This is a genomic window from Psychrobacter proteolyticus (assembly GCF_038155145.1).
GTDB classification, from domain to species: Bacteria; Pseudomonadota; Gammaproteobacteria; order Pseudomonadales; family Moraxellaceae; genus Psychrobacter; species Psychrobacter proteolyticus_B.
This window is the reverse complement of the sequence record NZ_JBAKAY010000005.1, coordinates 39,046-53,533: the sequence shown is the minus strand read 5'-3', so window position 1 is coordinate 53,533 and position 14,488 is coordinate 39,046. Positions and strand designations below refer to the sequence as shown.

Sequence of the window (14,488 nt, the reverse complement as noted above, 5' to 3'; positions counted from 1 at the left end):
TTTTGTGGTCTTTATAAAACGCTAATGAATCAAAATGTTAAGTTAGTTCATTAGGATAAGACTCCTTGAGTTATTTTTTAAAGCGAGTTTTATAGCCAAAGGGCATAGCCTGCTATCAAAAACAGTAAAACAACTGGTAAAACAACCTGTCAGCTTGCAGGGTATGCGCCACAATGCGATAATGACCTATAATTTGTAACCCTGATTTTGAGGTACGGCACGCTTGGCATCATCGCTGAGTTGCATTTGCTGTTCTCTTCTATGCAGTCTATCGGAGTGTTAATGGCTCAATATATTTACACGATGAACAACGTGTCAAAACTTGTTCCCCCTAAGCGTGAAATCCTAAAAAATATCAACCTATCGTTTTTTCCTGGTGCCAAAATTGGTGTTTTGGGTATTAACGGTTCAGGTAAATCAACCTTGCTACGTATCATGGCAGGTGTGGATACTGAGTTTAGTGGTGAAGCACGCGCGCAAGCAGGTACCAAAGTTGGCTATCTGCCACAGGAACCACAGCTAGATGACAGTAAAGACGTTCGTGGTAATGTCGAAGATGGTATGCGCGAAGCATTAGATGCGCTAGCACGTCTAGATGCTATCTATGCTGAATACGCAGAGCCTGATGCTGATTTTGATAAGCTTGCTGAAGAGCAAGGCAAGATGGAAGATATCATCCAGTCTTGGGATGCGCACAACTTAAATAACCAACTAGAAAAAGCAGCCGACGCACTACGTCTACCACCATGGGATGCCGACGTTAGCAAACTGTCAGGTGGTGAAAAACGCCGTGTGGCTCTATGCCGTCTACTATTGTCGCGCCCTGACATGCTATTACTTGACGAACCGACCAACCATTTGGACGCCGAGTCTGTTGCATGGCTAGAGCAGTTCTTGCAGAACTACAGCGGTACTATCGTTGCCATTACCCATGATCGCTATTTCTTGGATAATGTTGCTCAGTGGATCTTGGAGCTTGACCGTGGCCATGGCTATCCGTATGAAGGCAACTATACTGAGTGGCTAGAGCAAAAGAATACGCGTCTAGAGCAGCAGAACAAGCAAGAAGAATCATTTGCTAAAGCGCTGAAAAAAGAGCTTGAATGGATTCGCAAAAACCAAAAAGGCCAACAGGCCAAGTCTAAATCTCGTGTACAGCGTTTTGAAGAATTGAACTCAACTGAGTTCCAAAAACGTAATGAGACCTCTGAGATTTATATTCCACCTGGTCCACGTTTGGGTAACAAGGTTATTGAGATCAATGACATCTCTAAATCATTTGGCGATCGTCTGTTATATGAAAACCTAAGCTTTAACGTACCAGCTGGTGGTATCGTTGGTATTATTGGTCCAAATGGTGCGGGTAAAACCACGCTATTTAACATGATTACTGAGCGCGATACACCAGATACTGGTTCAGTTGATTTAGGTGAAAGTGTTAAAGTTGCCTATGTCGGTCAGGTACGTGATCATCTAGATGACAACAAAACCGTATGGGAAGAAGTTTCTGACGGCCTTGATATCATTACCGTTGGTGACTACACTACGCCAAGCCGTGCCTATATCGGACGTTTTAACTTTAAAGGCTCAGATCAGCAAAAGCACGTCGGCCAATTATCAGGTGGTGAGCGTAACCGTCTGCAATTGGCGAAAACGCTAAAGCAAGGCGCAAACGTATTGCTCCTCGATGAACCATCAAACGATTTGGATATCGAAACCTTACGTGCACTAGAGGATGCGATTCAAGTATTCCCAGGTACAGTAATGGTCGTATCGCATGATCGCTGGTTCCTTGATCGTATCGCGACTCATATCTTGGCATTCGAAGAAGAAGGCCCAGTCTGGTTCGACGGTAACTATACTGAGTTTGAAGCGTATCGTAAAAAGACAATGGGTGATGATGCCAGTCCTAAACGTGCCAAGTATAAGAAAATTACGAACTAATACGGCTGTTTAATATAGTCCAATCCAAAAAAAGACCGCTAATCGTTAGCGGTCTTTTTTTGTTTAGCTTAAAATCTTAAAGGGTATGGGTAGTCGTTAAAATTAACGCTTACGCCCAAACTTACGCTGCTTTTTATTACTAATTTCAGTAATGGCGTGAGTGATTTCTTCTTCGTCCAAACTAGCGACTTGCTGCAAGATTTGCATCATATCAGGAGTTAACACGTACTTAGCATGATGAGCAATGTCATTAATACGATGATCGAAAGTCAGTATGCCTGTTTCATCGTCTTTTTGTAGATAGTCAAGACGAGTCAACGCACTGATGAAGCTGGTAAACAAGGCGCGATCAAAGAAGTCAGGAATATCATCTGCATAAAGCACAGACAAACGCTGCCCAAGCAAGTGACATAGGTCAACAACTTCGTTTTCAGTCAAATTACCAGAGCCTTGCTGAGCAAGTAAAGCAAGCGTCATAAAGTAACGCTCAAGGCTTTGACCAACTGGAGTTGCCAGTACTTGCAGCTGCTGATAATGCTTGCTATTAGACTCAGGAACACTGAGCGTATCATCACCCAAGTCAACGATAAGTCCATGAGACAGCAGGTTATCAACTTTCTTATTAAGCGTATCAGCCAAGCCATGTGCTGGATAATATAAGAATAGCTCACTTTGTAAGAACGGATATAGCTGCTCAGCGATACTATCGAGACGGCTGCGTTTGATACGTCCGTTGCGTGCGACTAGTGCAGACAGGAACGACAGCAAAATAAAGACATGCAAAATGTTGTTACGGAAGTAGCTGAGTAACGCTGCTTGCTTACCTGCGACCTGAATGATATCGCCCAAGATATGCGGCGTACGCTCAATAAGTTTTAGCTTAATACCATAATCAATGATTTGCTGCGGCGTCATGTCAGTGATAACCGTATCATCTGAGTAGACCAGCTGCTGAGCCAGACCTTGATACAAGGCGATTTGCTCACGGCAGATGTTTTCATCCAATGCAGCTTTCGGTGCCGAGAGTAGAACCAGCGATAATAGCGATACAGGGGTGACGACTGCAGCTTTATTGATATGCTGCATGACTTTCACGCCGATGTTATCAACCATGGCACTAGTCTTTTCATCGAGCGGTGAGTCAGTACGATCGGATGGCAAGCTATTGGCTGGCACATCGAATTTTGTCATAAAATCGCTAAGGTGCAACGGCGTACCAAAGCTCAAGTGTACATTACCAAAGATACGTTCGATTTTGCGGCCAACTTTGAGCAGCCCGATCAAAGACTCCGACTCTTTTGGTTTACCTTTTAGCTCACCGACATAAGTGCCGCCTTCCATAATACGCTCGTAACCAATGTAAGTCGGTATAAATACCACAGGCTTATTGGTTTGGCGTAGTTGGCTGTGAACGGTCATCGCTAGCATACCCATCTTCGGCGGTAGTAGGCGACCTGAACGTGAGCGACCACCTTCGATGAAGTATTCAATCGGAGTGTTACGCGTGATAAGGGTATGCATATATTCGCGCAGTACTGCAGTATATAGCGCGTTACCACGGAAGCTACGACGAATATAAAAAGCGACTGCACCGCGTAATAGTGGGCCTAATACCGGCACATCTAAGTTGTCACCTGCTGCGACATAAGGGATACTCAGACCGCGTTTGTAGATGACATAAGACAGTAATAGATAGTCAACATGGCTGCGATGACAAGGCACATAAATCAGCTCATAATCGGTCGCAAGGTCACGTACCCGCTCGAAGTGATGAACTTCTACGCCGTCATACAACTGCGTCCACAACCATGTCAGAAATTTATAAAAACCACGGATGATAGAATGAGAGTAGTCATTGACCATCTCATTAGCATAGCCTCTAGCCTGACTGCGAGCTTCTCGAACGCTAGTCCCTTTTTCGGCCGCTTCCATCTCGATCGCATGTTTGATAGCTGGCGAGTACACCAGTTTGTCTACCAAGTTGCGTCTATCTGATAAATCAGGGCCAAGCATACTGGCGCGCTGCTTGTCTAAATAAATCGACAATTGCTGCTGCAACATACGAACCAGTTCACGATTACTATCAGCTGATGCAACTAGCGCATAGTTTGGTGTCTGCTCAGCGTCAGCTGCTGCATTACTGTTAGTGGCCATTGACTCTGTATCGACTGAATCCGCCGCTGTTAAACTTGCTTTAAGAGCATCTGTAGCGACTGAGTCAAAGGTAGCAGGTCCTTCCACGTCGCCTTTGAGGTTATCATTGATAATGGTACGTAAGTCTTGCGGTGGGTGAAACTGTACAAAAGTATCGCGGCCCATTACTCCAATATTAAATAATTGTTTAGTGATACTAGGATCTTGCCAGTTGTCAGCAGTCAACAGTTTAAATAGCGAATCTTCCTTTTCAGGTGCGCGTCCCCACAGAATCGATACAGGCACTAGACGTACCTTTAGCTCCGGATATTGCAGTACAGCAGATACTAAGCGAGAAAGGCGAGGAGACAGCTGGCTGTCTTTGGCACTTGGGTGATTCAAAAATATGATGGCCGCATTTTCTTTAATATTATGGGCGGCATCATTTACTCCAACCAGTGCTGGCGGTAAGTTGTGCTCTTGCGTTTGCAAATCAATCAGAATACTGTTGGAACGAGAATAGTCCTGTAGTACATAAAACCGTAGCGTCTGATCATCATTGTCGAACTCAGGTAGCTCGCCTAATAACTTAGGTTTTACGGCGATATCGAGCATCTGACCAGACAGCTTACGATACAGCTGATTGATCGGTGCATTAGAATAAGGCTTCGTAGCGATTGCATTGCCATCAGTTTCAGACGCACGGTCAGTCGCGACCGGCGCTTTAAAAATCCGTTTTTTTAGGAACTTCGGTATCATAATCAGTATCAAAAATAGTCAAATATGTTGCGCTTATGATGCCATAAAAGCCACCAAAGCGATATATAGTGTCTGTATATACTACCAATATTAATACGGTTTGGTTACGCTGTAGAGAGTGACAGATTATACAAAATGCTCAAATATTTGAAAGTTCATATATTTAGGGTAATAATATATTTTTATCACCGATGACTCATAAATATAGCGTCTATTTTTCAATTTCATTTTATTAAGCCTAAAACTTATGACTCCAGCTATCGATCTTGCCAAAAAACGTAACCTTGATTACCAAGTACACGAATATACTCACGACAGCAATGCCGCATCGTTTGGTTTAGAAGCTGCAGAAAAGCTTGGCGTAGCGGTGGCACAGGTATTTAAAACTTTAGTAGTGACTACCGATACTGGTGTGCTCGCTGTAGCGATATTACCAGTCGATAAAACACTTAATTTTAAAAAAATGGCTAAGGCACTATCTTCTAACAAATTGCTATCCTGCAAAAAAGTACAGATGGCCGACCCAAAACAAGTAGAACGAAGTACAGGCTATGTGTTGGGTGGCGTCAGTCCACTGGGTCAAAAAAAACGACTAAAAACCGTGATAGATAGCACAGCTCAAGACCAGGCCACAGTTTATGTGAGTGGTGGCCGCCGCGGTCTAGAGATTGAATTGCCGCCTACACAATTGGCCGCAACGCTTGATGCTTGTTTTGACGCTATTACGGATGAGTAAAAGATTATACGGTGGCTGTAATCTGCTTATTATAAATTCGCCATGTCGACAACTTCGCTAATCATACCCATGAGTAATTTACACTCAGCGTGCTTGTACTGAGGATACTTTGGCGCAAGATTATTGTAGATTGACCATAGCGATAAGGCGTAGACTTATACGCCAGCTTATCTATTATTTCTATCTACATTTAAGGAGATGCTCATGCCACATTTAACCATTCAAGTGACACCTAACGTCAGTATCGCTCACGAAGAATCATTGCTCAAATCGCTAAACAAAGCATTGTGGGATAGTGGTCAGTTTAAGCAACCTGCTGATATCAAAGCCCGCATTGTACCTATTAAGTCATTTCTAGTAGGTGTTGAAGACGATGAGCAGGCCAATGGATTTATTTACGCCCACCTAAAGCTGATGAGCGGACGTGATATGGCCACTCGTGACCAGTTGGCTGAGCTGTTGGTTGCTACTATCGAAGAAAAAATAGGCGCAGAGCAGTCAGGACGTGCGGCATTGCAGATATGTGTAGAGGTTGAAGAGATAAGTGCGGTCTATCATAAGAAAATGCTTGGTGACTAACAGTACTCGCCTCAAACAGCTCATTGCTGTGGATTCCGTATAAGCATACTTTCAGTTAAGCATAAAAAAGCGCCTAAATAATAGGCGCTTTTTTATTGATTATCGATGCGGTTTTAGTCAATTTTAGTCTAAAAAGGCAAAGTGATCGATTTCCATTGATGTCATGCTTTCGCTTGGGGCAACCATCGCTTCTGCGTGACCAGACGTGCGTGGTAGCAACTTATCAAAGTAGAATTCAGCAGTCTGAATTTTTGCTTTGTAGAACTCTGGTGCTTCTGTGCCGCCATTTTCTAGCTTTTCGTAAGCTACTGCTGCCATACGCGCCCAATGATAACCCATCATCACATAGCCTGAGTACATTAAGAAGTCCTCTGATGCTGCTGAGATAATTTCACGGTCTTTACGTGCCATCAGCATCAAGCGTACCGTCAAGGTATTCCACTCAGCACATAGCTTGGTCAGTGCCCAAACGAATTTACGCATTTCTTTATCGAGTGCGTACTCGCCACACCATTTCATGATGCTAGAGGTATAGTCACGGATAATCTTACCTTTAGACTGTAAGATAACCTTACGACCTAGTAGATCAAGTGCTTGTACGCCAGTAGTCCCTTCGTACATCGTCGCAATACGAGCATCACGAGCGATCATCTCCATGCCCCATTCTTTGATGTAGCCGTGACCACCATAGATTTGCTGACCATGCTTGGCAGCTTCGATACCTAGCTCAGTTAAGAAGCCTTTTAGAATTGGCGTATAGAAGCCCAATTTGTCATCCCATTTTTCGAACTCTTCGTCATCGCCATTGACGATACCTTGTGCCATTTTGTCGGCATAACGTGCTGAATGATAAATCATTGAGCGACCACCTTCAGCAAAGGCTTTTTGCGTCAGTAGCATACGGCGTACGTCGGCATGATGGATAATAGCATCAGCTACTTTTTCAGGATCTTTAGTACCAGATAGTGTACGCATAGAACGGCGTTCTTTGGCATATGGTAAGGCGTTTTGGAAAGACAATTCAGTATGCGCCAGACCTTGGATACCAGTACCAATACGAGCCGTGTTCATGAATGTGAACATAGCTTTTAGGCCTTTATGCGGTTCGCCGATTAGATAGCCTGTTGCACCATCAAAGTTCAATACACACGTCGAAGATGCGCTGATGCCCATTTTGTGCTCAATTGAACCACAAACTACGGCATTACGCTCGCCAGCTTCACCTTCAGCGTTTGGCGTGAACTTAGGTACGATAAATAGTGAAATACCGCGCGTGCCTTCTGGTGCATTTGGTAGACGTGCTAAAACAATATGGACGATGTTATCTGTTAAGTCATGCTCACCGCTTGAGATAAAGATTTTGGTACCGCTGATTTTGTAGGTACCGTCATCTTGTGGAATGGCTTTCGATTTAACTTGACCCAAATCCGTACCACACTGTGGCTCAGTCAGACACATGGTACCTGCCCATGAGCCTTCGACCAGTTTAGGTAAATACAGTGCTTTTTGCTCGTCAGTACCGTACTGAAGCAATGTGTTGATACAACCTGTTGATAGACCAGGATACATCGACCATGACCAGTTAGCAGTACCGATCATTTCAGCTTTGATAAGGTTGATTGACGTTGGCAGATTCATACCACCGAATTCTTCAGGATATGAGATACCTTGCCAGCCGCCTTCTACGAACTGGTCATAAGCCTCTTTGAAGCCCTTTGGCGTGGTCACGACGCCATCTTCAAAATGACAGCCTTCTTCACCACCTGATTGATAGAGCGGGGCAATGACGTTTTCAGCAAAATCAGCCATACCTTGTAGAATCATGTCTACAGTTTCAGGATCAGCGTTTTCGCCGTTGTCTAAGCTTTTATAATGCGTCTGATAGTCAAATACATCATTAATCAAAAATTTGATATCACGTAAGGGGGCTTTGTAAGTTAACATAATCGCTCTCTTTGGTTAGTTCGCTATCATAGACTTATGGCGCAATATTTGAGTCACAACTTATGTAAGCGATATTTACTTATTTTAGATGAGCTAGACGTTATATTAGTCATCAAGTGAATTATTAGTGGACAGCTTTCTAGTGTATTAGTTATTAGAACGTCTTTAGTAGCAGACAGCTGTTATAGCGTTGATATGATTATAAATCTTCTACAGCGACAAATATACAACTAATAACTATTATTCATGATTAATTATGTTATTAATTCATTTTAGTTTGTATAGGTAAATTGTATCTTCGCTTGAAATTATTCTATAAAGGGCTATGTAGACTCATCTAAATTCAAAGACAAATGGACTTATCAAATAGGAAAAGCCATTTATGAGCACCTCAAAAAAGCAACAGCGAGCCTCTTGGTTGAGCACATTGTTAACTCGTATTAAGGGGTTAATCGATGGTGAGCTGAATCATTTACTCACAGTCAATCGTAGCCATCGACCATGGCATATGCCAGTCATCGCGGCGATTGCGATTAGCTTTCCAGTGTTTGTAGGGGCTTATTTTGGTGACTTGTCTTCAGGTATCAAAGCATCGCTAGGCTCAATGATTATTTTAAACCTACCATTTGCAGGCGGGCTACCACATCGGCTAGTGACAGTTATGGCTTGGGGGTTTGCGATGATACTGAGCTTTGCACTGGGTCTGATCGCGCAGCTATTACCAGTACTTCGGCTGCCTGTGTTTATGCTGATTGGTATTAGCGTAGTGATGCTAGGTCGTTACTATCGGCAACCACCACCCGCAGGATTGTTTGTGTTGATGGCGGGTGCGATTGCATTGTTTATCCCTGTACCGATTGATCAAGTGCTCTCAGCGATAGGGCTTGTGATATTGGGTAGTGGCTCCTCGATGTTGCTGGCGCTACTCTATAGTTTGTTCTTATTGGCGACGCGTCCTGTTGCTTCTGTACCTGTCTATGACTATCAGCCTGAGATGATTAGCGATAGTCTTATCGTGGTAAGTTTCGTCAGTTTGGCGTTGGTCGTTGCCGTTCTGTTAGAGCTGCCTTATCCATACTGGGCAGCGATGAGCTGTTTTATTATCATCCAAGGTATGCAGCTACGAACCATGTGGATCAAACAGTTGCATCGATTATTAGGTACATTGGCTGGCATGGGCGTGGCAGGTTGGATGCTGTCTTGGGGACTATCAGGATGGGGCATCGCTATCGCGATATTATGTATGATGTTTTTGATTGAGTCATTTGTGGATCGGCATTATGGACTGGCGGTGATATTTATCACGCCGCTGACGATATTTATCGCTGAGTATGGTAGTACGATGTCAGTGCCACCAGTCGCTGGAGACGTTATCCAAGCGCGTATGATTGATACGGCACTCGGCTGCATGATTGGACTGAGTGGTGGTCTAGCGATACACTCTACGCGATTGCGTGTACCGCTGCGCCGTTTTGAAAATTGGCTATTACTGCGTTTTAGTTAATTGCCATAGCTCTACAATGATTACTCTTTGATTAACGGTCTTTATTTAGCGCTGTTGTCGCTTGTGCCACATCGATAGTATGCCCAGTCCAACGCTCAAAGCTTAAAGCGGCTTGACCGATGAGCATACCGTAGCCTTCTGAGGTCTGTGCACCACGAGCAGCAAAATGCTGCAAGAATGGCAGCGGACGACCATACATCATGTCGTAAGCGTACTGACAGTTTAGAGCATCATCCAGCGGCAACGTATTACCTGATAAACCAATAGAAGTGGCATTAATAATAATATTAAAAGCGCCACTGAGTTCATTGGTCGCGCAAACCTCGATACGTTGTTCATCGATTATTGAGCTGGCCGCACTGAGCTCATTTGCCAAATCAGCTGCCTTAGACACAGTGCGATTGGCAATCGTGAGAGAGCCAATACCCGCTTCAAATAATGGCAATATTACGCCACGAGCGGCACCACCTGCACCTATTAGCGCCACATGAGCATTGGCCAGCGGCCAGTCCATACTCATAATGTGATTGATAAGTCCTTGACCATCCGTGTTATCACCATAGAGTGCTTCAGTGACTGGTACGCCACTTTCTAATAGTGCTTTGTTCAACATTAATGTATTGACCGCGCCTGCCGTCTTGGCATGTTCTGATAAACCACCCCGCGCCGCACAGCAATCATAAGCGACTTGTTTAAAAGGAACTGTCACGTTAGCGCCCACACCGCCACCACAAAAAAAAGCCTCAATGACAGCCGTAAAACTGGCATCATCATCAGGGCAGTACTGCCGCTGATAGCTAATATCAATCCCTGCTTGTACAGCAAACTGCTCATGAATCTCGGGAGATTTACTATGGGCGATTGGATTGCCAATAACGATAAAGTGTTGGGTCATAAATAGTCCGCTGGCTAGAAAATAAAAATACTATCAAAGAAGCAATAAGTGGCGCTCAATCATCATAAGGGATAACGCTATGATTGACAAACCAAGAGGCTATCACCAATCAATGATTAGGAAGTGACATTGTTAGTCAGAAGCTGCTTTATCGCTTTTGAAAATAAATTGTGACATTGAGGCAAGCATACGCAAAACACGCCCAAGCAATTTTGTACTTTCTACTAAAGAGAAGGTCGTTTTAGTACGTTATATATTTAACAAATCTGTACTCTCGGGGAGTGCTCCGCGTAACGTAAAAGGTAGTCAAGTGCTGAGCAGTTGGGTAAACTATAAAATATGGAAACCTATATCAATATGCTGTAATGACTGCTAGATTATAATGTTTGTGAAATATGCCCTTTATTGAAAACTATTCGTTATCAGCGGCGTTCCTGCCAGCTCGTTAATACTATTTCGAGATCAATCTAAAAGTGTGAGTAAATTATCCATGTGGAATCCTAACCTACAGACCCTTCTAGTCGGTACGATAATGGCAGTTGGTGTGACGCTCAGTGGCTGTGACAGCACCAAAGAAGATGCTCCAAATCCAGATGCTGAGACCAGTGAGCAGGCTACAACGAATGAGCCAGTACAGGACAGCGCAAACAATCCTGACCTAGACGGTGCCACTGCTCAGCAAGGCACGCCAGTGAGATATGATGTCGCAGCATGGGGTACGGCTAAGGTTGAGTCGCTCGCTGTAGATGAGTTAGATAGTATAAAATCGGTGTTTGGCGAAGTGATGAGCACTGATGAAAACAGCCTAGACTATGCCAGTAATCCAGCGGCAAAATATCGCTTTATGAAAACGGACGCGCCGTATCTAGATATCATCGACTCTGAAAAATATCTAGAGCTAGGCTGGTACTATGCCAATCCTACTGATACAGACAAAGAAAAAGAGCTGAGCCAAAACCACGCCAAAAAAGCCTATCAACTATCGCGTCAATTGATGGGCGATGATGGCGGAAAAATGGTTGCTGATATGCTCAATAGTCAAATCATCAAAAATAGAATCGTCGGTGGACAAAAGATAGAGCTAGCAAAATGTGAGTTCTACAGTTGCATGCTGGTTATCAATAAAGCCGCTGCTCAAACAGACAATAGCTAAATCATGACCGATACGATGTCAGTGCCAAACGGCTGGGTATGTCTGTACCCTCAAGACAGTAGTTTGACTGAAGATAATAGGGTAACCGAAGTTAACAGGGCAACCAACCAAACGGTAACGATGTCTCTAGATAATCGCGGACTGGCATACGCTGATGGGTTTTTTACTACCATGGGCGTCATCGATGGGTTGCTCCTATGGTCAGATTATCATTATCAGAGGCTTGTCTCTCATGCTGAAGCCTTACAGCTTAATATAAACAGCGAAGAGCTATTAGCCGTACTGCAACTGTATGCCCAGCAGTTAGAGCAAGGTATGCTAAAGCTAGTAGTCACTCGCGCTGCGCAGAATGTACGCGGTTATGGTTATACACCTAATGCAAATGGTAGCGACTGTGAGATATGGCTAAAGGCTACCGCAATGAGAGTTTCTATTGCGCTGCAATTGTCTTTGCCTAATGGAAACTTGGTACCCATCCAACCTTATGCTTCGGCAATATGTTTGTCTTCTCAGATTGCTTGTTTACCACCACCGCTGGCAGGTCTCAAGAGCCTTAATCGTTTAGACAATGTCCTCGCTAGTGGTGAGCTACAACGTATAAAAGCTGAGCCATTGGCATCAAATCTTGCTTCAACACTTGGTGAAGGTTTGCTACGCGATATGAGTGGGCAATGGGTTGAGGGTACGATGAGTAATGTATTCTATCAATTGGCAGAAGCACCACTATCAGAATCCAAAACTGCCTCTAGTATTCATAAAAATGACGAAAAATACCTAACCACCGGTCAGTGGTACACGCCTTCTATGGCTCAATCGGGCGTTGCTGGCGTCATGCGTCAAGTAATTATAGATGCACTATCCACGACGCAATATCCAGTCAGAATCAGGTCGCTACAAGATGAAGATTTGCCTAAACTAACGCAGTTATTCTTTTGCAATGCACTGCGCGGTATCATGCCAATGAGCAGTCTGACGTTGTTGTCAGGTGATGTTGTGGATTTTGAATCCGTTTAGTTGTTATTGAAAAACAATAAATTTGGTATCAATAAAATCATCTGGATATAAAACCACTTGCTCATTTCTATACATCTCTTGCGCTTTCAAAAGCGCACTTTGCTCATCTTCTGCGACAACTTCCACGATAGTGCTTAATGTTTCGACAATTTCAATTTGAAAGGTTTGTGCTGCCTTTTTATCTTTTCTTATTATACTCACACTCGATTCTCATATATCGCTTCAGTCATTTATACCAAGTAGATTAGCAAAAGCCCTCAAAAGAAGTGATCGTCTTTTGTTACGCAGACTTGTGCCATAAAGCAAATCGATCAATGATCCTTTTTCAATAGAAATGATTAAAAGGACAATATCGAATGCGTTTAATATATGAAAAGGTAAGGGTTCCAATACAAATCAGACGTTTAATGGTGTTCGATGAAATTTGTAGATTGGCCAAAGCTAAGCCTAATGAAATCGTGCATTTGTCACCTTATACTCAATTGGCTTTTGGTGTCATATATTTAAAAACCCTTAAAAGGTTTGTGGCTTTTGGAGGTATGTTTGAGTATGCGCATACGCGAGAAGAAGTCATTGAGCAGGGTATCGATGTTATTCCTAATGATGAATTGGTAATGTGTGCCTTGACAGTTAATCTAATTCCTTTTACCAAACCTGCACGCAACTCGGTACAGCTGTTATGGCAGTGGAATCGCTATGTACGTAATCGATTGCATGCTTATATTGACTATCGTGAAGAGCATTTTTTCAAAATCAATGATGAAATTGATTGGGAGTATCCAGCGCATAAGTTTCATCAGCGTCTTGTGGCTACTGCGCGATTACCATTATGGGATGATAGAGATGAGCTGATTGCCGATGTGTACCGTGACAGAAAAGGACAGCCAAGACCTAAGCACTACAACGAGAAGCGACTAGTATAACTTTCGATAATGACCACGGCTCACAAATTCAATGATGCCTTTATCTCGTAATACTTGTAATTGTTGGCGAATTTTATCTTTTACGTGGTTGTTTTCAGGATGTTTGAGCTGCAACTCATCAGCAAAAGCATAGACTTGATTTAGAGAAAAACTGTCATCGAGTCGGTCGATACATTGCCAGACATCGAGTGTCCAACCGCGTGAAGCCATAGATTGCTTGCGTAAAAACAAAGTCTTTTGGAACTGTTGGGTTACATTTTCACGCGGTATAACGTGTTGGTTTTTTACCAAAAATACTTTGCCTGATTCGGGTACTTGGCGTAAGTCAATATTGCAACCAACCCAACCTGCTCGTTTTGCCGTCATTGATAAGGGTTTACGCTTAACAATAATATCGGGTGTAAAGAAATGCTTGGGAATAATTAGAAAATTGTTGACGGTGTATTCTTTTGAGTAGGTCAGAAAGAAGAAACTGGGATTGTCCTTACTATTGATACGCTCAATCATCGTCTTATAAGCACCATCATTGACAACATTGCTTAACTTAGCTTTTTTACTTTTTAGCTCATATTGCTCATTACAATTTTCGCAATAAAAATCAGCGACAGGTTTGTTATTAGCAAACTCAGCTAGCGATTGGGCGCTACAATTGGTGCAGTAACTATTTTCTTTTACCCATGCTTCACTGAGTACACGAACTTTTTGAGGTTCAGAGTGATAGTTTTTAGCAAGACTTTGGTTAAAATGTAGGTTCATAAGATATTTTCATTATTAATAGATAAGCTGAGAATACTGAAAAAAACACTTAAGTATTAAGCCATATAAACTGCTATCAATAGCAAGATAATTCATAAGCTAAGCAAATACCATTGAAAATCGCACGGTTCAGTGCTAAATTCTAGCA

12 protein-coding genes are annotated in these 14,488 nt (G+C 43.1%); 7 read left to right on the top strand and 5 right to left on the bottom strand.

Features of this window, described 5'->3' with window-relative positions; translation table 11 throughout:
• Nucleotides 1-282 precede the first annotated feature (282 nt).
• Complete coding sequence (gene ettA / locus V6252_RS07545) at nucleotides 283-1,944, top strand: energy-dependent translational throttle protein EttA (protein WP_057757965.1); 1,662 nt, start codon at nucleotides 283-285, stop codon at nucleotides 1,942-1,944.
• A 102-nt stretch (nucleotides 1,945-2,046) separates the two neighbouring features.
• Here the strand turns inward: ettA and plsB are convergent, their stop codons facing one another.
• A complete protein-coding gene (plsB, locus tag V6252_RS07540; RefSeq protein ID WP_341609950.1) occupies nucleotides 2,047-4,836 on the bottom strand; it encodes a glycerol-3-phosphate 1-O-acyltransferase PlsB in 2,790 nt (929 codons plus the stop codon).
• Nucleotides 4,837-5,083: 247 nt separating this feature from the next.
• On the opposite strand from plsB, the gene ybaK reads away from it, so the two are divergent.
• The gene (gene ybaK, locus V6252_RS07535) at nucleotides 5,084-5,572 is read left to right on the top strand and encodes a Cys-tRNA(Pro) deacylase (protein ID WP_341609949.1); all 489 of its coding nucleotides are present in this window, start codon (nucleotides 5,084-5,086) and stop codon (nucleotides 5,570-5,572) included.
• Between the two features lie 204 nt (nucleotides 5,573-5,776).
• Nucleotides 5,777-6,151, top strand: a complete 375-nt coding sequence (locus V6252_RS07530) for a 5-carboxymethyl-2-hydroxymuconate Delta-isomerase (protein WP_341609948.1) — start codon at nucleotides 5,777-5,779, stop codon at nucleotides 6,149-6,151.
• A gap of 123 nt (nucleotides 6,152-6,274) precedes the next feature.
• Here V6252_RS07530 and V6252_RS07525 read toward each other — a convergent pair whose 3' ends face one another.
• Nucleotides 6,275-8,095 carry an acyl-CoA dehydrogenase C-terminal domain-containing protein gene (locus tag V6252_RS07525; RefSeq protein ID WP_341609947.1) on the bottom strand — a complete coding sequence of 607 codons (1,821 nt, stop codon included), beginning with the start codon at nucleotides 8,093-8,095 and terminating at the stop codon, nucleotides 6,275-6,277.
• A gap of 382 nt (nucleotides 8,096-8,477) precedes the next feature.
• Here V6252_RS07525 and V6252_RS07520 point away from each other — a divergent pair, with 382 nt between their 5' ends.
• On the top strand, nucleotides 8,478-9,599 hold the full coding sequence (locus V6252_RS07520; protein WP_341609946.1) for an FUSC family protein: 1,122 nt from the start codon (nucleotides 8,478-8,480) through the stop codon (nucleotides 9,597-9,599).
• 31 nt (nucleotides 9,600-9,630) lie between these two features.
• On the opposite strand, the gene aroE is transcribed toward V6252_RS07520, so the two are convergent.
• Nucleotides 9,631-10,494 (bottom strand): shikimate dehydrogenase, encoded by an 864-nt coding sequence (aroE, locus tag V6252_RS07515; protein ID WP_341609945.1) that lies wholly within the window; start codon nucleotides 10,492-10,494, stop codon nucleotides 9,631-9,633.
• Nucleotides 10,495-10,984: 490 nt separating this feature from the next.
• Between aroE and V6252_RS07510 the strand changes: the two genes are divergently transcribed.
• Both V6252_RS07510 and V6252_RS07505 read left to right on the top strand, forming a co-directional pair.
• Complete coding sequence (locus V6252_RS07510; RefSeq protein ID WP_341609944.1) at nucleotides 10,985-11,647, top strand: hypothetical protein; 663 nt, start codon at nucleotides 10,985-10,987, stop codon at nucleotides 11,645-11,647.
• A 3-nt stretch (nucleotides 11,648-11,650) separates the two neighbouring features.
• Nucleotides 11,651-12,661 carry an aminotransferase class IV gene (locus V6252_RS07505; protein ID WP_341609943.1) on the top strand — a complete coding sequence of 337 codons (1,011 nt, stop codon included), beginning with the start codon at nucleotides 11,651-11,653 and terminating at the stop codon, nucleotides 12,659-12,661.
• A gap of 3 nt (nucleotides 12,662-12,664) precedes the next feature.
• On the opposite strand, the gene V6252_RS07500 is transcribed toward V6252_RS07505, so the two are convergent.
• On the bottom strand, nucleotides 12,665-12,862 hold the full coding sequence (locus V6252_RS07500) for a DpnD/PcfM family protein (protein WP_341609942.1): 198 nt from the start codon (nucleotides 12,860-12,862) through the stop codon (nucleotides 12,665-12,667).
• Between the two features lie 338 nt (nucleotides 12,863-13,200).
• On the opposite strand from V6252_RS07500, the gene V6252_RS07495 reads away from it, so the two are divergent.
• Nucleotides 13,201-13,584, top strand: coding sequence for a hypothetical protein (locus V6252_RS07495; RefSeq protein WP_341609941.1), 384 nt, complete (start codon nucleotides 13,201-13,203; stop codon nucleotides 13,582-13,584).
• Here V6252_RS07495 and V6252_RS07490 read toward each other — a convergent pair.
• Complete coding sequence (locus V6252_RS07490; protein ID WP_341609940.1) at nucleotides 13,576-14,340, bottom strand: DpnI domain-containing protein; 765 nt, start codon at nucleotides 14,338-14,340, stop codon at nucleotides 13,576-13,578. The genes V6252_RS07495 and V6252_RS07490 overlap by 9 nt on opposite strands.
• Nucleotides 14,341-14,488 lie beyond the last annotated feature (148 nt).